This is a genomic window from Streptomyces sp. A5-4 (genome assembly GCF_051131715.1).
Classification (GTDB): Bacteria; Actinomycetota; Actinomycetes; order Streptomycetales; family Streptomycetaceae; genus Streptomyces.
The window spans coordinates 767,315-785,887 of sequence record NZ_CP178591.1 but is presented as its reverse complement, the minus strand read 5'-3'; the positions used below and the strand labels follow the sequence as shown (position 1 = coordinate 785,887).

Annotated in this window: 12 protein-coding genes and 2 pseudogenes; 5 read left to right on the top strand and 9 right to left on the bottom strand. The window is 70.8% G+C overall.

Annotated features, from left to right (window positions below; genetic code table 11):
* Nucleotides 1-63 precede the first annotated feature (63 nt).
* From ACLLJJ_RS03515 to ACLLJJ_RS03505, 3 genes are all read right to left on the bottom strand, one after another.
* On the bottom strand, nucleotides 64-552 hold the full coding sequence (locus tag ACLLJJ_RS03515) for a glutathione peroxidase (RefSeq protein WP_434587783.1): 489 nt from the start codon (nucleotides 550-552) through the stop codon (nucleotides 64-66).
* Between the two features lie 116 nt (nucleotides 553-668).
* The gene (locus tag ACLLJJ_RS03510; protein WP_434587782.1) at nucleotides 669-1,550 is read right to left on the bottom strand and encodes an acyl-CoA thioesterase; all 882 of its coding nucleotides are present in this window, start codon (nucleotides 1,548-1,550) and stop codon (nucleotides 669-671) included.
* 17 nt (nucleotides 1,551-1,567) lie between these two features.
* Complete coding sequence (locus tag ACLLJJ_RS03505; protein ID WP_434587781.1) at nucleotides 1,568-4,081, bottom strand: DEAD/DEAH box helicase; 2,514 nt, start codon at nucleotides 4,079-4,081, stop codon at nucleotides 1,568-1,570.
* A 152-nt stretch (nucleotides 4,082-4,233) separates the two neighbouring features.
* Here ACLLJJ_RS03505 and ACLLJJ_RS03500 point away from each other — a divergent pair, with 152 nt between their 5' ends.
* Nucleotides 4,234-5,025, top strand: a complete 792-nt coding sequence (locus ACLLJJ_RS03500) for a metal-dependent hydrolase (protein WP_434587780.1) — start codon at nucleotides 4,234-4,236, stop codon at nucleotides 5,023-5,025.
* A gap of 247 nt (nucleotides 5,026-5,272) precedes the next feature.
* Here the strand turns inward: ACLLJJ_RS03500 and ACLLJJ_RS03495 are convergent, their stop codons facing one another.
* Together ACLLJJ_RS03495 and ACLLJJ_RS03490 are read right to left on the bottom strand one after the other, a co-directional pair.
* Nucleotides 5,273-6,412, bottom strand: coding sequence for an IS701 family transposase (locus ACLLJJ_RS03495; protein WP_434600288.1), 1,140 nt, complete (start codon nucleotides 6,410-6,412; stop codon nucleotides 5,273-5,275).
* An 84-nt stretch (nucleotides 6,413-6,496) separates the two neighbouring features.
* Nucleotides 6,497-8,224: an enoyl-CoA hydratase-related protein gene (locus ACLLJJ_RS03490; RefSeq protein WP_434587779.1), complete on the bottom strand. Its 1,728-nt coding sequence runs from the start codon at nucleotides 8,222-8,224 to the stop codon at nucleotides 6,497-6,499.
* 481 nt (nucleotides 8,225-8,705) lie between these two features.
* Between ACLLJJ_RS03490 and ACLLJJ_RS03485 the strand changes: the two genes are divergently transcribed.
* Entirely contained in the window at nucleotides 8,706-9,212 is a 507-nt protein-coding gene (locus ACLLJJ_RS03485; RefSeq protein WP_434587778.1) for a DinB family protein, read from the top strand.
* 79 nt (nucleotides 9,213-9,291) lie between these two features.
* On the opposite strand, the gene ACLLJJ_RS03480 is transcribed toward ACLLJJ_RS03485, so the two are convergent.
* Nucleotides 9,292-10,161, bottom strand: a complete 870-nt coding sequence (locus tag ACLLJJ_RS03480) for a class I SAM-dependent methyltransferase (protein ID WP_434587777.1) — start codon at nucleotides 10,159-10,161, stop codon at nucleotides 9,292-9,294.
* A 184-nt stretch (nucleotides 10,162-10,345) separates the two neighbouring features.
* Complete coding sequence (locus ACLLJJ_RS03475; protein ID WP_434587776.1) at nucleotides 10,346-10,915, bottom strand: helix-turn-helix domain-containing protein; 570 nt, start codon at nucleotides 10,913-10,915, stop codon at nucleotides 10,346-10,348.
* A 97-nt stretch (nucleotides 10,916-11,012) separates the two neighbouring features.
* Between ACLLJJ_RS03475 and ACLLJJ_RS03470 the strand changes: the two are divergent.
* A pseudogene (locus tag ACLLJJ_RS03470) lies at nucleotides 11,013-12,008 on the top strand (NAD(P)/FAD-dependent oxidoreductase); the annotation flags it as partial.
* A gap of 236 nt (nucleotides 12,009-12,244) precedes the next feature.
* Here ACLLJJ_RS03470 and ACLLJJ_RS03465 read toward each other — a convergent pair.
* Together ACLLJJ_RS03465 and ACLLJJ_RS03460 are read right to left on the bottom strand one after the other, a co-directional pair.
* On the bottom strand, nucleotides 12,245-14,026 hold the full coding sequence (locus tag ACLLJJ_RS03465) for an ABC transporter ATP-binding protein (RefSeq protein ID WP_434587775.1): 1,782 nt from the start codon (nucleotides 14,024-14,026) through the stop codon (nucleotides 12,245-12,247).
* Complete coding sequence (locus tag ACLLJJ_RS03460; RefSeq protein ID WP_434587774.1) at nucleotides 14,023-15,894, bottom strand: ABC transporter transmembrane domain-containing protein; 1,872 nt, start codon at nucleotides 15,892-15,894, stop codon at nucleotides 14,023-14,025. Before ACLLJJ_RS03460 ends, ACLLJJ_RS03465 begins: the two co-directional genes overlap by 4 nt.
* A gap of 179 nt (nucleotides 15,895-16,073) precedes the next feature.
* On the opposite strand from ACLLJJ_RS03460, the gene ACLLJJ_RS03455 reads away from it, so the two are divergent.
* Entirely contained in the window at nucleotides 16,074-17,684 is a 1,611-nt protein-coding gene (locus ACLLJJ_RS03455; RefSeq protein WP_434587773.1) for a peptide-N4-asparagine amidase, read from the top strand.
* Between the two features lie 179 nt (nucleotides 17,685-17,863).
* A pseudogene (locus ACLLJJ_RS03450) lies at nucleotides 17,864-18,551 on the top strand (cation:dicarboxylate symporter family transporter); the annotation flags it as partial.
* Nucleotides 18,552-18,573: the final 22 nt, after the last annotated feature.

Genomic DNA, 18,573 nt, shown 5'->3' with positions numbered 1-18,573 from the left:
CGTGTTGCGTCGATCGCTGGAATTCAAGCATCGGCGGGGGCGGCGTTTTCACACGGTGCGGCGTCAGGTCGGCAGGTGCGCCTCGATGGTGGCGACGACCTCGGGGGCGTCGGGCTCGGTGCGCGGGCGGAAGCGCCCGACGACCTCACCCTGGGCGGAGATGACGAACTTCTCGAAGTTCCACTGAATGTCGCCGGCCTCGCCGTCCGCGTCCTTGACCTGCGTGAGCGCCTGGTACAGCGGGTGACGGTGGTCGCCGTTCACCTCGATCTTCTCCAGCAGCGGGAACGTCACGCCATAGCTCGCCGAGCAGAACGTCCGGATCTCCTCCGCACTGCCCGGCTCCTGACCCGCGAACTGGTTGCACGGCACCCCGAGCACCGTGAAGCCGCGGTCCGCGTAGCTCTTCTGGAGTTGCTCCAGGCCCGCGTACTGCGGCGTCAGGCCGCACTTGGACGCCACGTTCACCACCAGCACCGCCTTGCCCCGGTACGCCTCCAGGGTCACGGGCTCGCCGGTCAGGGTGTTCAGCGGGATGTCGTACAGGCTCATCGCCGTCTCCTCGTGTGCGGGTCGGTACAGGTCGGGCAGTGGTACGTACTGTTCCAGAGGGCCGCCGACACGAAGTCGACGGGCCCGGGTCCGGCGAGTGGTTGCCCGTCGCCCTGTCAGGCGTCGAGCGCGCGGAAGAGCCCCTCCTGGACCACGGAGACGAGCAGATTGCCCGCACGGTCGTAGATCCGGCCGCGCGCCAGCCCCCGCGCGCCGGTGGCGATCGGCGACTCCTGGTCGTAGAGGAACCACTCGTCCGCCCGGAACGGCCGGTGGAACCACATCGCGTGGTCCAGCGACGCGATGTCGAAGCTGCGCGGACCCCAGAGCGGCTCGACCGGGATCCGGACGGCGTCGAGCAGCGTCATGTCGCTCGCGTACGCCAACGCGCAGGTGTGGACGAGCTGATCGTCGCCCAGCGGCCCGACCGCGCGCATCCACACCGCGCTGCGCGGGTCCGCGCCCTTGATCTCCTCCGACGTCCAGCGCAGCCGGTCGACGTAGCGGATCTCGAAGGGCTGGCGCCGCGCCATGCGCTCCAGCGACTCCGGGAGGCCGCCCAGGTGCTCACGGACCTCCTCGGCCACCGTCGGAAGCGACTCGGGGTCCGGCACCTCGCGGGCCGGCGGCAGCTGGTGCTCGAAGGTGCCCTCCTCCGGCTTGTGGAAGGAGGCCGTCAGGTTGAAGATCGTGCGGCCCTGCTGGATCGCGGTGACCCGGCGCGTGGTGAAGGAACGCCCGTCCCTGACCCGCTCGACCTGGTAGACGATCGGCACCCCGGGGCGGCCGGGCCGCAGGAAGTACGCGTGCAGCGAGTGGACCGGCCGGTCGCCGTCCGTGGTGCGGCCCGCCGCGACGAGCGCCTGGCCGGCGACCTGCCCGCCGAAGACCCGTTGCAGGGACTCCTCGGGGCTGCGCCCGCGGAAGATGTTGACCTCGATCCGCTCCAGGTCGAGCAGGTCCACCAGATGCTCGGCGGGGGTCGGCGTGTGCGTCATCGCGGGTCTCTCCACTCTCACAGCCGGCCGACGTCGGTGACCCGGACGACGGCACGGCCCTCCTCGTCGGAGGCCGCGAGATCGACCTCCGCGCTGATACCCCAGTCATGGTCGCCGTTCGGGTCGGCGAAGGCCTGGCGGACGCGCCACAGGTCGTGCTCGGCGTCCTCCTCGATCATCAGAAGCTTGGGGCCGCGCGCGTCGGGCCCCGTTCCCAGGTCCTCGTACTCGTCCCAGTAGCCGTCCATCGCCTTGCCCCAGGCCTCTTCGTCCCAGCCCGACTCGGCGTCCATCTCGCCCAGCTCCCGCACCCGGTCCAGGGCGGCCATCTCCACCCGGCGGAACATCGCGTTGCGTACGAGCACCCGGAAGGCACGTGCGTTCGCGGTGACCGGCTTGACCTGGTCGGCGCGGTCCTGTGCCTGCTCGGCCGTCTCCACCTCGGGGTTGGCCAGCTGCTCCCACTCGTCGAGGAGGCTGGAGTCGACCTGGCGGACCAGCTCGCCGAGCCAGGCCGTGAGGTCTTCCAGGTCCTCGGACTTGAGGTCGTCCGGGATGGTGTGCTCCAGGGCCTTGTACGCACCCGCCAGGTACCGCAGGACGATGCCCTCGGTGCGGGCCAGCTCGTAGAAGGACGTGAACTCGGTGAAGATCATGGCCCGCTCGTACATGTCGCGGATCACGGACTTCGGGGACACCGGGTGGTCACTGACCCACGGGTGGCTCTGGCGGTACACGTTGTACGCGTGCGCCAGCAGTTCCTCCAGCGGCTTCGGGTACATGATGTCCTGGAGCCGCTCCATGCGCTCCTCGTACTCGATGCCGTCCGCCTTCATCTGGCCGATCGCCTCACCGCGCGCCTTGTTCTGCTGGGCGGCCAGGATCTGGCGCGGATCGTCCAGGGTGGACTCCACGACGGAGACCATGTCCAGAGCGTACGAGGGGGAGTCGGGGTCGAGCAGCTCGAACGAGGCCAGCGCGAACGTCGACAGCGGCTGGTTCAGTGCGAAGTTCTGCTGGAGATCGACCGTCAGCCGCACGATCCGGCCCTCGGCGTCCGGGGTGTCCAGACGCTCCACGACACCGCCGTCGAGCAGTGAACGGTAGATGGCGATGGCGCGCCGGATGTGGCGCAACTGCGCCTTGCGCGGCTCGTGGTTGTCCTCCAGGAGGTGACGCATCGCCTCGAAGGCGTTGCCCGGCCTGGCGATGACCGAGAGCAGCATGGTGTGCGTCACCTTGAAGCGCGAAGTCAGCGGCTCCGGTGCGGAGTTGATGAGCTTCTCGAAGGTGGCGTCGGACCAGGCGATGAAGCCCTCGGGGGCCTTCTTGCGGACCACCTTGCGGCGCTTCTTGGGGTCGTCGCCCGCCTTGGCGAGCGCCTTCTCGTTCTCGACGACGTGCTCGGGCGCCTGGGCGATGACATAGCCCGCCGTGTCGAAGCCGGCCCGCCCGGCACGGCCCGCGATCTGGTGGAACTCGCGTGCGCGCAGCGTGCGCACACGGGTGCCGTCGTACTTCGACAGAGCCGTGAACAGCACGGTGCGGATGGGCACGTTGACACCGACGCCCAGGGTGTCCGTACCGCAGATGACCTTGAGCAGACCGGCCTGCGCGAGCTTCTCCACCAGGCGGCGGTACTTGGGGAGCATGCCGGCGTGGTGGACGCCGATCCCGTGGCGCACGTAGCGCGACAGGTTGCGGCCGAACTTGGTGGTGAAGCGGAAGTTGCCGATGAGCTCGGCGATCTGGTCCTTCTCGGTGCGCGAGCACATGTTGATGCTCATCAGCGACTGCGCGCGCTCGACGGCCGAGGCCTGCGTGAAGTGCACGATGTAGACCGGCGCCTGCTTGGTCTCCAGGAGCTCGGTCAGCGTCTCGGTGATCGGCGTCTTGCGGTACTCGTACGACAGCGGGACCGGCCGGGTCGCCGAGTGCACGACGGAGGTGGGCCGGCCCGTGCGGCGCGTCAGGTCCTCCTCGAACATCGAGACGTCGCCGAGGGTCGCCGACATCAGGATGAACTGAGCCTGCGGCAGCTCCAGGATCGGGATCTGCCAGGCCCAGCCGCGGTCCGGTTCGGCGTAGAAATGGAACTCGTCCATCACCACCTGTCCGATGTCCGCGTTCTTGCCGTCACGCAGCGCGATGGAGGCCAGTACCTCGGCGGTGCAGCAGATGACCGGGGCGTCGCTGTTGACGGACGCGTCGCCCGTCAGCATGCCGACGTTCTCCGTACCGAAGATCTTGCACAGGTCGAAGAACTTCTCCGAGACCAGCGCCTTGATGGGCGCGGTGTAGAAGGTGACCTTGTCCTGGGCCAGTGCGGTGAAGTGCGCACCCGCCGCGACCAGGCTCTTTCCGGAGCCGGTGGGGGTGGACAGGATCACGTTCGCGCCGGAGACCACCTCGATCAGCGCCTCTTCCTGGGCGGGGTAGAGGGTGATGCCCCGGTCCTCGGCCCATGACGAGAAAGCCTCGAAGAGGGCATCGGGGTCGGCGGTCGGAGGCATCTGATCGATAAGGGTCACACCCCCCATCTTGCCTGCCTTCCGCCCGGATGAGGGAACCGGACGACGGCGCGAAGATCACGAGCGCTACGCTGCCTTCTCGGCGGGGCGTCGACAGGGCGTCAACTCGGCCTCGGCCGAGGCACGTACGAGAGCAACGGGGCGGAACGACCATGATGGGACCGGCGCACTCACTGTCAGGGGCAGCGGCCTGGCTGGGGGTGGGAGCCGCCGCGGCGGCGGCCGGCCACCCGATGCCCTGGCCCGTCCTGGCCGTCGGAGCCCTGATCTGCGCGGGCGCGGCCCTCGCTCCCGACCTCGACCACAAGTCCGCGACCATCTCGCGCGCCTTCGGCCCCGTCTCGAAGGGCCTGTGCGAGATCGTCGACAAGCTGTCGTACGCCGTCTACAAGGCGACCAGGAAGCAGGGCGATCCTCGCAGGACCGGCGGCCACCGCACGCTCACCCACACCTGGCTGTGGGCGGTCATGATCGGCGCGGGAGCGTCGGCGGCGGCGGTCACCGGCGGTCGCTGGGCGGTCCTCGCGCTGCTCTTCGTGCACCTGGTCCTGGCCGTGGAAGGCCTGCTGTGGAGGGCCGCCCGGGTCTCCAGTGACGTCCTGGTCTGGCTGCTCGGCGCGACGAGCGCCTGGATCCTCGCCGGCGTACTGGACAAACCGGGCAACGGCGCGGACTGGCTGTTCGCGGCGCCGGGCCAGGAGTACCTGTGGCTCGGCCTGCCGATCGTCCTGGGCGCCCTGGTGCACGACATCGGCGACGCGCTCACCGTCTCAGGCTGCCCGATCCTGTGGCCGATCCCGATCGGCCGCAAGCGGTGGTATCCGATCGGACCGCCGAAGCTGATGCGGTTCCGGGCCGGCAGCTGGGTGGAGCTGAAGGTGCTGATGCCCGTGTTCATGTTGCTCGGGGGAGTGGGCGGGGCAGCCGCGCTGAACTTCATCTGATCCCGCTCTCCCCGCGGGATCCGGCGACCGCGTCCTAGTACTACAGGGCTAGATCTGTGTCATCTGGAGTCGCATGCGGCGGCGGAAGTGGCCGCGTCGTGCGTCAACTTGGTGCTGTCGGCGGAACGTTGACCAGTGCAGAGCGTGGTGGATCTCGTTGAGCGGGCGGCGGGTCTCGGCGAGGGTCACTGGTCGGCGCCGCATGCGGGCCTGGGTGGGCTGTTCATCCGGTTTTGACCGATGTGTTTCATCCAGGTCCGGAAGTTTTCCACAGGTCGAGGTTCCCCTTTTGAAGCATCTGGCGCATCACGGCCAGGACGCAGAGGGCGAGCATGGACAGGGTGATGTGTCGGTACCAGGCGTCGTAGCGGCGGACCTGGTACTGGTCCAGGCCTGCCTCCTGCTTCGCGGCCTCGAAGCACTCTTCCACCGGCCACCTCGCGCCGGCGGCGCGCACAAGCTCACCGATGGGTTCACGGCGGGGGTTGAAGCAGTGGAAGTAGGCCCTCTCGCTCCCGTCCATGCTGCGGCGCACGAGGAACTGATGCTCTGCATCAGTGGTGTTGACCAGTGCCCAGTCGTAGGTGCGAAAGCCCTTGGTGCCGATCCCGCAGGCGCGCCGGGTGAAGGCGCGTTCGGGCAGAGCCTCCACCAGGACATCGATCCGGCCGGCGCCTCCCGCCGCGTCGGTGACCTCGGTGTTCTTGGGCACCGCCATCACGTAGGCGACCCGCTCGCCCTCCAGCCAGGAACGCAGGGCGGGGTTCTGCCCGAACTCCTCATCAGCCAGGAACCAGGCGAAGGGAATCTTCGCCGCCAGGGCCCGCTCGACCATCAGCCGCGCCTGCTGCGGCCGGGTCTGGAAGACCACCTCATCGGGGACACCGGCCTCACGGCAGCGCTCGCGGTCCTCGGCCCAGGAATGCTCGGGCAGGTACAACTCCCGGTCCAGCAGAACACGGTGGCCATCCGGCGTCGCGTACGCCAGGAACGTGCCGATCTGGCAATTGTCGATCCTCCCGAGCGTTCCGGAGTACTGCCGCTGCACCCCGGCCGATTTGCGGCCCTTCTTCGCGAACCCGGTCGGGTCCGCGATCAGCACCGCCCGCTCATCGGCGAAATGCTCCATCGCGTACCCGACCAGCACCTCACGCAACTGGCCCGCATCCCACGGGGTCAGGTTCAAGAACCGCTGCACCCGCTTGGGTTCCGGCGCCCCGGCATACTCCGCGATCGTCCAGGCGTTCTTCTTCTGCAACGGTGCCAGCAGCCCACGCAGATACCCCCGCGCATGCGCCCGCGACTCCGGACGGTAGAACAACGGCTCCATCCGGGCGTAAACCGCCTCAAACTCGCCATCCAGGATCTCGAGATCCTCCGCAGCCATCTCGCCCTCGCCCTGAACCCGACCTCGCATGCTCACGGCAGACCATCATGCCGCACGCACCGATCAAGATCTATCCCTGTAGTGCTAGAGGTGGGACGGGGTGCCGGTCAGCGGCAGTTTGTGCACGAACGCGCGGCGCAGTGCGTGGTACGGCGCGTCCGGATCGTTGAAAGTGCGGGCCATCCGCGCCAGCTCGTCCTCCCGGTACGCGGCCAGCGGCCTGACCGCCTCCTCGCGGTCCAGTTCCGCCTTCTTGGCCGCGGCCCGCGACTGCGCACCGGAGGACAACGCGAGGAGCGTCGCCAGCCGGGCGACCGCGGCCGGGAAGTCCTGCGGCCCGCACTCGACGATCCGGTCCACCAGACCGATGCGCTGCCCGGCAGCCGCGCTGACCGGCAGGGCCCGCCGCATCAGCTCCCCGGCGGCATCCGCACCTGCTCGGCGCGGCAGCGTGCGGGTCCAGTACTCGGATCCGTACAGCCCCATCAGCCGGTAGTGCGGATTCAGCACCGAGCCCGCCCTGCACCAGACCTCGTCGGCGGCCAGCGCCAGCATCGCTCCTCCCGCGGCGGCGTTGCCGCCCACGGCGGAGACCACCAGCCGGTCGGCAGTCGTCAGCACCGCCTCCACCAGGTCGTCCATGGCGCTGATATTGGCCCAGGACTCCGCCGCCGGATCCGCGGCCGCCTCGATCACATGGAGATGGATGCCATTGCTGAAGAAGTCCCGGCCGCCGCCCAGCACCAGGACCGAGGTGGGCCGGGCGAGGGCCTTCCGGTACGCGGCCAGCAGCCGCCCGCACTGGGCTGTGCTCATCGCGCCGCCCGGGAAGGAGAACGTCAGGAACCCCGCCTGCCCCACCTCCCGGTAGCGGATGTCGGTCCAGGTACGGCGTTCCCCGTCCGGCTCCAGGGGCGCGTACAGCTCGGGCAGTTCCGGGAGCCGGACGCCGAGTGCGCTGACCGCGGGCAGTTTGTACGTGGGCGGCTCCCCGGGCCTGCGCCGGGGCCGCAGCTCCGGGATCCACACGGCCCCGTCGGCCGTCGCCCGGCAGACGGCGCCGGCCCGGGTGGCCAGCAGCTCTCCCGGCCAGCCGCGCAGCTCGTCCTCCGGATGGCCGCCGTGCAGGAACCACTCGCCGCCGAGCAGTTCGTCCAGCACCCCGGGGTTCGAATCGGCAGCGCGGAGCTTACGGACCACTGTCCCGGTGGAGTCCGCCCGCCAGTCGATGCGCCGCTGCTCCTGTCGGAGATACGGCCGGGTGCGGAAGCGCCCCTGCTGTGGTTGCTGAGCCTGTGGTTGCTGTGGTTGCTGTGGTTGCTGTGGTTCGGGGGAGTACGTTCCTGACGCGAAGCGCTCGACGGCCAGCAGCACCGCCCGCAGCGCGGCGTCGGAGATCTCGTTGCGGTACAGGTCGCTCTTGCCGACCGGAGGTACCGGGCAGTCGGCGGTGGCCCAGACAGCGCCGGCGTCCATGACCGCGTCGGCCTGCAGGACGGTGACTCCCCAAGACGACACACCCTCGTGGATCGCCCAGTCCAGCGAGGAAGGGCCCCGGTCGCCGACGGGTCCCGGATGCACGATGAGGCAGGTGTGTGCCGTCCAGATGTCCTGGGGGACGGCGGTCTTCAGCAGAGGGGCCACGATCAGCTCGGGCTCGTGGCGGCGGACGGCCTCCCGGAGAGCCGCGTCGTGCAGGGCGGGGTCGGGCAGCGCGAGTGCGACGGCCACCGTGTGACCGTGATCTCTCAGCTCCGCGTGCACACGCTGCGTCAGGCTGTTGAAGGCACTCGCGACGAGCAGGATGTGCACGGCGGTCTCCCAGTGGTCAGGCGGTCCACGGCCGGGGTGGGGCCAGCCGCCTGTGATCGTGGGGCATACGGACGGCGCAAGGTGGACGCCGGGCTGCGGCGTCGCCCGAAAGCGGAGCGCTCTGGGCCGTCTGCGGTGCGCCGGACAGCCGTTGCGCCGCCGGGAATGGCCCGGTCCGCGCGCATGTTGACCAGGTGCGCAGGAGGCCTCCTGCGCCGTACGACCCCTGGAGAGATGAAGAACATACGCGTCGAGATCTGGAGCGACATCGCCTGGCCTTGAACCAACGGAACCCTGTACTACAGGGCTAGATCTGTGTCATCTGGAGTCGCATGCTCACGGCAGACCATCATGCCGCACGCATCGATTAAGATCTATCCCTGTAGTACTAGACGAACCGTCACCGCCCGAACCGTCACCGAATGACGTCACCGCCTGAACTGTCACCTGCTGAACCGTCATCTGCTGAGGGGAACGAGAAGTGACCACGGAACGTCCGGCCCCACCGCTCACCGGCGGCGAACGCGAGATGCTGCGCGGCTTCCTCGACCACCATCGCGCGACGCTCGCCATGAAGTGCGACGGACTCGGCGACGAGGACCTGCGGCGCCGGTCCATGCCCCCGTCGACGCTGTCCCTGCTCGGCCTGGTCCGGCACATGGCCGAGGTGGAGCGGGTCTGGTTCCGGTTGGTCATCGACAAGCAGGACGTCGGGCGTGTCTGGACGGACGACGGCGACTTCCAGGTGGCGTACGACGCGAGTGCGTCGACCCGTGCGGAGGCGTTCGACGCCTGGCAGGCCGAGGTCGCGCACGCGCGCCGGATCGAGGAGAGCGCCCCCTCGCTCGATGTGACGGGCTTCCACGCCAGGATGGGCGGGGAAGTGTCGCTGCGCCTGGTGATGCTGCACCTGATCCACGAGTATGCCCGGCACAACGGCCACGCCGACTTCCTGCGCGAGGGAATCGACGGGACCGTCGGGTTCTGACGAGGCGCGTCCCGGCGTACCGGGCGAGTCGGGGGGCAGCCCTCGGTGGATGGTGCGCGGCTGCCGTCGAGGGCCTGGGTCAGGCCCGGCGTGCGGCCCACACGGTGCGTTCCGTGCGAAGGGCGAGGTCGCCGCGGCGCAGGATGCTCAGGGGGCTGTTGGTGTCCAGCAACTGGTCGAGGACGGTGAGGTCCTCGGCGCTGAGCGCGTGGGCCGCGCCGGCGCGCAGGCGCTTCAGGCCGGTGAGCGCGTAGGGGCCGACCGCCTTGCTGCGGGAGCTGTCGACGTTCACGGTGATCGTGCGTTCGCCCTCGACGCTGAACCCGGCGGCCGCCAGCATGGGACCCCAATCGGCCCCGCGGTGCGGCAGGTTCTCCGCGGCGTGGTGGGCGAGGGCCGCGTGGCAGCGCTCCTCAAGGCCGGGCCGCTCCTCGGGAGCGTCGCCGGGCAGGAAGCGCGGGAAGCCGGCCAGCTCGACGACGGTGAACAGGCCGCCGGGCGCGAGCAGTTCGTGGACCTTGCGCAGGGTGCGGTCGGGGTCGGCCATGTGGTGCATCGACGCGGACGCCCACACCAACTCGGGTCGGCCGAGCTCGGGCCAGTCCGCGTCGAGGTCGGCGGACACCGTGCGCACCCGGTCGGCCACACCGAGCGCCTCCGCCCTTTCCCGTAGGCGTTGCAGATGGCCGGCCGACGCGTCGACGGCGGTCACTTCCGCCTCGGGGAAGCGCGTGAGCAGGGCGAAGGTGCCGGCCCCGGTCCCGCATCCCAGGTCCACGATGTGGCGCGGGTCCCTCTCGACGGGCAGCCCCGCGGTGATGGACGCGATGTGCTCGGCGAGCACGTCCGCGTCCAGGTCGAGGATCTCCGCCTGGACCTCGGAGTCCGGGGTGTGCTGGGGCGCGGGGTGCGCGCCGTGGTGTGCCGCGTGCGGGGAAGAGTGGGTCATGTCGGCCACGCTAGGAGGACCATGCCGTCGCGGCACCATGGTTCCCGGGATGCGCAAGACGATGGCCGGTTGAGCTGCCGTACGCGCAAGCTGCTGCCGCGGGTAGGCGCGCGGCGCGTGCTACACCGGCGCCCTTCGGCGTGATCGGGCGGGGCGCCCGCCGACGGCTTGCTCGGCCGGCGCCTCAGGCGTCGTCACCGCGCGGGTGGCCGCGGCGGGCGTCGCGGTCGAAGATGCCCATGATCTCGCAGGGTCCGCCCTCCGCGCCAATGGCGTGCGGCAGCATCGTGGGGAACTCCGCCGCCTGGTTCGTCTCCACGCGGATGCGCCGGTTGCCCAGCAGCAGGATCGCGGTGCCGGACAGGACGACGAGCCATTCGCGGCCCGGATGGGCGCGCATGCGTGCGGGGCTGTCGGGCGGCGGGTTCGTCATGCGCCGGCGTACGACGCTCATGCCCGGGTCCGCCCTGATGGGCCAGCGCATGAGCCCATGGGCTCCGTCGATCGTCGGGCTGGTGATGACGTCGTCGGTGGCCGTCTCGACGAGCTGGTCCAGGGAGGTGTCCAGGGCCCGGGCGAGGGTGACGAGCTGGTCCAGGGCCAGTCGGCGCGGGCCGTTCTCGATGCGGCTGAGCGTGGACTGGCTGACCTGGGCGCGGGTGGCCAGTTCCTCCAGGGACCAGCCCTGTGCCACCCGCAGGGCGCGGATCCGTTTGCGTACCAGGCTGTCCAGATCGTCATTGTCTTGCGTCATAGGCAACATTGTATGCCCTCGGCGCAACACGTGCTTATGGTCGTGACCGTGGCCCCCGGACGGACCGGGGGCCCGCGAAGAAGAGGGTGGCGACGCCATGTCTGTGACCACTGCCGCGTGTCCGACCGACGAACTGCCTGGTGAGACCGTCGATGCCGTGGTGATCGGCGGCGGCGCGGCGGGCTTGAACGGGGCGCTGATGCTCGCCCGGTCCCGCCGCTCGGTCGTCGTGATCGACAGCGGCACCCCGCGCAACGCACCCGCCGAGGGCGTGCACGGCCTGCTGGGCCTGGACGGCATCCCGCCGGCCGAGCTGCTGCGAAGGGGCCACGAGGAGGTGCGCCGCTACGGCGGCCTGGTCGTGGCGGGGGAAGTGGCCTCCGCCACCCCCGCTGCCACCGGTGACCCGCGCTTCACGGTCGCGCTGACCGACGGCGGCATCCTTCGGGCGCGCCGGCTGCTCGTCGCCACCGGACTGCGCGACGTGCTGCCCGAGGTGCGCGGGCTTGCCGAGCACTGGGGGCACGGTGTGGTGCACTGCCCGTACTGCCATGGCTGGGAGGTGCGCGACGAGCCCATCGGGATCCTGGCCGTGGGCCCGGCCTCGATTCATCACGCCCTGCTGTTCCGCCAGTTGACCGAAGACCTCGTATTCTTCACCTGCGACGCCGATCTCGACGAGGACACCCGCGCGCGCTTCGCCGCCCGCGGCATTCAGGTCGTCGACACCCCGGTGGGCGAGGTCGTGGCGGGTGAGGACGGCGGCATCACGGGCGTGCGCCTCGGGGACGGGCGCCTCGTGTCCCGCCGGGTTCTCGCGGTCGCGACGGCCATGCAGGCGCGCACCGAGGGCCTGGACGGCCTGGGGCTGCCGATGGAGGACCTTCCCGCCGGAATGGGCCGCCGCTTCGCGTCCGGCGCGGCCGGCGCCACCGAGGTGCCCGGGGTGTGGGTGGCCGGTAACGCCACCGACCCGACCGCCAAGGTCGGAGCCTCCGCAGCGGCAGGCGCCCTGGCCGGCGCCCGTATGAACGCCGACCTGGTCACCGCCGACACCGAGGCGGCCCTCGCCGCCGCACAGCGCGGCGCGGCCCCGTCCCCGCCTGACGCCCGCACGCTCACGGGCCCCCGCAGCCCGCCGCGCCAGGCCATGTGGGCGGGTGACGCCGTCCTGGTCGTCCTGTTCCGCCACGTCCTCAGCCGAGGGCCGCCGCGCTCCACGCGCTCACCGGCGGACCGGGCGGAAGTCGCCGACCCGGCGCCTTGTGACGCGGCGGCGAGGCGCCGGGGGCAGCAGCACGCGCTGTCCCCGGCGCCTGTCGCGCGCGCCTACCCGTGCCAGGAACGCCAGAGCGCCGCGTACGCCCCGTCCGCGGCCACCAGTTCGTCGTGGCTGCCCAGCTCGCTGATCCGGCCCTCCTCGACCACCGCGATGACATCCGCGTCGTGCGCGGTGTGCAGCCGGTGCGCGATGGCCACGACGGTGCGGCCGTCGAGCACCCGCGCCAGCGAGCGCTCCAGATGCCGGGCCGCCCGCGGGTCGAGCAGGGACGTCGCCTCGTCCAGGACGAGGGTGTGCGGATCGGCGAGCACCAGCCGGGCCAGCGCGATCTGCTGGGCCTGCGCCGGGGTCAGTACGTGCCCGCCCGAGCCGACCTCGGTGTCCAGGCCCTCGCTCAGGGCCCGCGCCCAGTCCTGCGCGTCGACCGCGCCCAGCGCCGCCCACAGCTGCGCGTCGTCGGCGTTCATCCTGGCCAGCAGCAGATTGTCACGCAGGGACCCCACGAAAACGTGGTGTTCCTGGTTGACCAGCGCCACATGCTCACGCACCCGCTCGGCCGGCATCCGCGACAACTCGGCCTTGCCCAGGGTTACTTCACCGGTCCGCGGCGCGTAGATCCCGGCCAGCAGCCGCCCCAGCGTGGACTTGCCGGCGCCCGAGGGCCCGACCAGCGCGAGTCGGGTCCCGGGTGCGACGTCCAGCGTCACCCGGTGGAGCACGTCGACGCCCTCGCGGTAGCCGAAGTGCACCGCGTCGGCCCGCACCGCGCGGCCGTCGGGCTTCACCAGCGCGTCGCCCGCGTCCGGCTCGATCTCCCGGACGCCGACCAGTCGGGCCAACGACACTTGGGCGACCTGGAGTTCGTCGTACCAGCGCAGGATGAGGTTGACCGGGTCGACCAGCATCTGGGCGAGCAGGGCGCCCGTCGTGAGCTGGCCGACGTTGATCCATCCCTGGAGGACGAAGATGCCGCCGAGGAGGATCGTCGAGCCCAGGATCGTCATGTGCGTGACGCTGATGACGGGGAAGAGCACGGACCGCAGCCACAGTGTGTACCGCTCCCAGGCCGTCCACTCTTTGATCCGCTGCTCGGACAGGGAAACCCGGCGGTCACCGAGGCGGTGCACCTCGATGGTCCGGCCCGCGTCCACCGTCTCGGCGAGCATCGCCGCGACCGCCGCGTACCCGGCCGCCTCGGAGCGGTAGGCCGACGGGGCCCGCCTGAAGTACCAGCGGCACCCGACGATCAGCACCGGCAGGGCCACCAGCACGGCCAGCGCCAACGGCGGCGCGGTCACCGTGAGTCCGCCGATCAGCAGGCCGGCCCAGACCACGCCGATCGCGAGTTGTGGCACCGCCTCGCGCATCGCGTTCGCCAGCCTGTCGATGTCGGTGGTGATGCGCGACAGCAGATCACCGGTGCCCGCCCGCTCCAGCACACCGGGCGGCAGGCCGACCGACCGTACGAGGAAGTCCTCGCGCAGGTCGGCCAGCATCTCCTCGCCGAGCATCGCGGCCCGCAGCCGCATCTGCCGGGTGAAGAGAGTCTGGACGACCAGCGCGATCCCGAACACCGTGGCGACCCGCCCCAGATGCAGCTCGCGCACCCCGTTCGCCAGGTCCTCGACGAGCGAGCCCAGCAGATAGGGGCCCGCCATCGAGGCGAGTACCGCGAGCGCGTTGAACACCACGAGCACGGTGAACGCCCGCCGGTGACGCCTCATCAGCTCGCGTACATAGATCCGTACCGTCGCCGGACTGCCGACGGGCAGCGTCGTCGACGACTCCGGTGCTGCCGGGTCGTACTCCGGAGGTGCCACGCCGATCATGCCGATTCCTCGATCTCTTCCCGTACGGACCGCTCCTGCACGGCCTTCTCCTGCGCCCGCGCGATTTCGATCTCGACCTCGGTCTCGCGTGTGACGACCGCGCGGTAGCGCGGTTCGGTGCGCAGCAGCTCGCGGTGCACACCCACCGCGGCCACCTCGCCCTCGTGCACGAACACCACCCGGTCGGCGTGGTCGAGCAGCAGCGGCGACGACGCGAACACGATGGTCGTACGTCCCGTCCGCAGCCCTTTCACGCCCGCCGCGACCCGCGACTCGGTGTGCGAGTCGACGGCGGAGGTCGGCTCGTCGAGGATGAGGACCTGCGGGTCGGTCACCAGTGAGCGGGCCAGTGCCAGACGCTGGCGCTGACCGCCGGAGAGCGAGCGCCCGCGCTCGGTGATCCGGGTGAGCATGGGGTCGTCGCTGTTGTCGGGCGAGGCCTGGGCGAGCGCGGCGAGCACATCGGCGCACTGCGCCGCGGTCAGCGCGTCCTCGGCGCTCACCTCGCCGGACGCCGGTACGTCGAGCAGCTCGCTGAGCGTGCCGGACAGCAGCACCGGATCCTTGTCCTGGACCAGGACGGCTTCGCGTGCCGCGCCGAGCGGCAGATCGTCGAGCGCGATCCCGCCGAGCAGCGCCGAAGGAACGGTCCTTCGCGCCGGTCCGGCCGTGGTGTCCGGGGCGCCCTGTGCGTCGCCGTCGGTCGTGGCGTGGCCGCCGAGGCGCTCCGCGAGCCGTCCCGCCACATCCGGGTCGCCGCACACCACGGCGGTGAACCGGCCCGCCGGAGCGAGCAGTCCGGTCGCCGGGTCGTACAGGTCGCCGGAGGGGGGCTCCCCGCCGGAGTCCGCCGTACCGTCCATCGTGTACGCCGAGCGCTCCAGCGCCAGCACCCGGGCCGCCCGCACGGCGGACGGCCGTGAGAAGGAGTACGCCATGGCGATCTCCTCGACGTGGCGCAGCGGGTAGAGCAGCAGGGTCACCGCGCTGTACACGGTGACCAGTTCGCCCACCGTGATCCGGCCGTCCAGGGTGAGCCGCGCGCCGTACAGGACGACGGCGATCAGCAGCAGCCCCGGCAGCAGCACCTGGATCGCGGAGATCAGCGCCCACATACGGGCGCTGCGCACGGCGGCTTCGCGCACCTCCTGGGAGGCGCGCCGGTAGCGGCCGAGGAACAGCTCCTCGCCGCCGATGCCGCGCAGCACCCGCAGCCCCGCGACGGTGTCGGAGGCCAGCTCGGTGGCCCGGCCGGCCTTGTCGCGCTGGATGTCGGCCCGCCGTGTCGCCCTGGGCAGCAACGGCAGTACGGCCAGGGCCAGTACGGGCACGCCGATGGCGACCACTATGCCGAGGTCGGGCTGGTAGAAGAACAGCCCGACACAGACGATCACGAGCGTCAGGGCGGCGGCGGCGAAGCGCGAGAGCGCCTCGACGAACCAGCCGATCTTCTCGACGTCACCGGTGGAGACCGCGACGACCTCGCCCGCGGCGACCCTGCGGGTCAGCGCCGAGCCCAGCTCCGCCGTCTTGCGGGCCAGCAGCTGCTGCACCCGTGCGGCGGCGGTGATCCAGTTACTGACGGCGGTCCTGTGCAGCATGGTGTCGCCGAGCGCGACGGCCACGCCGAGCAGCGCGATCAGCCCGGCGGCGACCGCGAGGCCACCGCCCGAGCGGTCCACCACGGCCTGCACGGCGAGACCCACTCCCAGCGGGAGGGCGGCGACACCGCACTGGTGCAGCAGCCCCCAGGCGAGCGCCTTCAGCTGCCCACCGAGCTGATTGCGCCCGAGCCACAGCAGGAATCGGGGCCCCGACCGGACGTCGGGGACGCCTGGATCGGAGTACGGAAGATCGCGAATCTGCATGACGTCCCACGGCTCGGTTGCTCGGTGTACTGGTGTATTCGGGTGGCTCAAACCGTGCAAGGTTCGCCTTTCGGCACCCCCGAAGGCAATCGATTTACGGGCCGGGAGCACCAGATCCAGCCACCTCGGGGCAGCTCGCTCTGGTGCTCCCGGCCCGTCCCGCGCTTCACTCCGGTCGCATGGGACAACAGAGAGTCATGTGCATGATCGCGGGCCTGGTTCTGGCGGCGGGAACGCTGCTCGGCGCGGGACCGGCAGCCGCTGCCACCGGGCAGCCGCCGCCCGCGGAGTTCGGCTCCGACTGGCACGATCCGGTCACCGTCGAGCAGCCCGTCGAGAGGCCGGACACCCGCTCCTGCCGGGTGACGCTCGCCGCGGCGCAGTTCCGTGACTTCACGCCGTACAGGGGCGGTTACCGGCCGCCCGAAGGGTGCGGCAAGCGGTGGAGCAAGGTGGTGCTCGAACTGGAGGGCAAGGTCGCCGGCCGGCAGTACGACCGGCTCGGCTACCTGCACGTCGGTGGCGTCGAAGTACTCCGCACCTCCACCCCGCAGCCCTCGCCCGACGGCATCAGCTGGTCGGTGAAGAAGGACGTCACGCGCTACAGCGACACGCTGCGCCGCGAGCAGCCCGTCGAAATGCTCATCGGCAATGTCGTCAATGAGACATACACCGGCGTCATCGACGTCAAGGCGACCCTGACGTTCTACGCCGCCGATGGCCGCACCGCGCCCGCCGCCGCACCGGACCGGGTGCTCACCCTCGACGGCGACGCGCTGACCACCCCGCGCAACTCCGAGCGCATCGTCGCCGAGGTGTACGCGACGGGCTCCGGAGGAGGCTGCGAGGAGTACTGGTACCTGGCCGTGCCCCAGGAGGCGCCGTACTCGTGCAAGGCGGCGGGCGGCCCGTACCGCGAGGTGCAGATCAAGGTCGACGGCCAACTCGCCGGTATCGCTGCGCCGTTCCCCACGGTCTGGACCGGCGGCTGGTCCAACCCCTTCCTCTGGTACGTGGTCCCCGGGCCGCGCGCCTTCGACGTGAAGCCGATCCAGTACGACCTGACCCCCTTCGCGGGCCGCCTCAACGACGGCCGCCCGCACCGTGTCGAGGTGTCGGTCGTCGGCGTCCCCGAAGGGCGGAGCGGGTGGAGCACCCCCGTCAATGTGCTCGTCTGGCAGGACAAGGGCCGGGAGGTCGTCACCGGCGGGCCCGCCCGGCACTTGGAGGGCGCGCCGGTCAACTCGACGACGTACACCGCGGGTACCGAGCACCGCCTCGACACCCGCGGCGGCCACCGGCTGACCGTCTCCGGCTGGGTCGACACCTCGCACGGGCGGGTCGCCACCACCGTCAGCCGCTCGCTCGCCAACACCTCCGTGCACCGATGGACCGAAGGTGAGAGCACGGACGCGCTCAAGGGGACGTGGACGGACGACGCGACGGTCACCACCGACGGCCGCGGACCGGCGCGTGTCGCCTCGGAGCGCCGTACGTACACGATGGACGGCACGACGACGCTCGGTGCGGGCGACCGGCTGCGTACGGTCCTCACGCTCGGGGACCGCGCGGACGGCGAGGTGGCGCACACCGGCAGGCGCAGCGTGTGGTCGCGGTCGGACAACGTGTACCGGGGCGACGCGACGTACACGGCGAACGTCCCGCGCGAGGACCGGCACGCGGTCGCCACCACGAGTGCGCGCCACCGGGTGCGCGGATCTGCCGGCTGCTACGACCGGAGCCTGGAGACGGTCCAGGGAGCAGTGACGAAGGACCGGCGCCGCTGCTGATCCACCCGGCCCTTGGAGCAAGATCCAAGATTTGCATCGGATGGTCATGGGCTCTTTCACCGGAGTGCGGCATTCCGCCATAGTGGCGCATCGCGGATTCGATATTCCGTATGGCAGAAGTCCAACTGGGGGAGTGCCCGTGCCGCACGCCGTCCCATCCCTCGCCCGCCGCGCAGCCCGTCTGCTGCGGTGTCGCGCTCCTCTTCCTGCTGTTCCTCGCCGGTGCGCTCAAGCCGGTCACCGGGCTCAGCCTGTGGAAGTTCATCCGCTACACCCGCGAAGAGATGGTGCTCGCGCTCGGCACGGCCTCCAGTGAGGCCGTGATGCCCCGGATGACGCAGAAGCTGCGGGCGGCCGGCTGCCGGGACGACGCGGTTGGCCTGGTTCTGGCGACGGGCTACTCCTTCAACCTCGACGGGGCGTCCATCTATCTGTCCGTCGGCACGCTCTTCATCGCCCAGGCGGTGGGTGTGGATCTGACGCCTGGGACAGCAGATCACCGTCGTGCTGGTCCTGATGCTGACCAGCAAGGGCATGGCGGGCGTGCCGGGGTCGGCGTTCCTCGCGCTGTCGGCGACGGCCTCGGCCCTCGGGGTGATCCCGGCGGGCGCGGTGGCCCTGCTGCTCGGTGTCGACCGGATCATGGACGTGATGCGGGTGGCGACGAATCTGCTGGGCAACTGCGTGGCCGTCTTCGCGGTGTCCCGCTGGGAGGGCGCGCTGGACAAGGAGAAGGCGCGGAAGATGCTGTCCGTGGAGATCGCCTTCGTACCGGAGGAGGCCGAGCCGGTGCCGGTGGTGCCGCTGTCCGGGGCCGACGCCGATCCTGATCCGCTCGCCAAGAGGCTTCCCACACAGACGGGTTGAGCGACGGGGCCCGGCCCGCTCG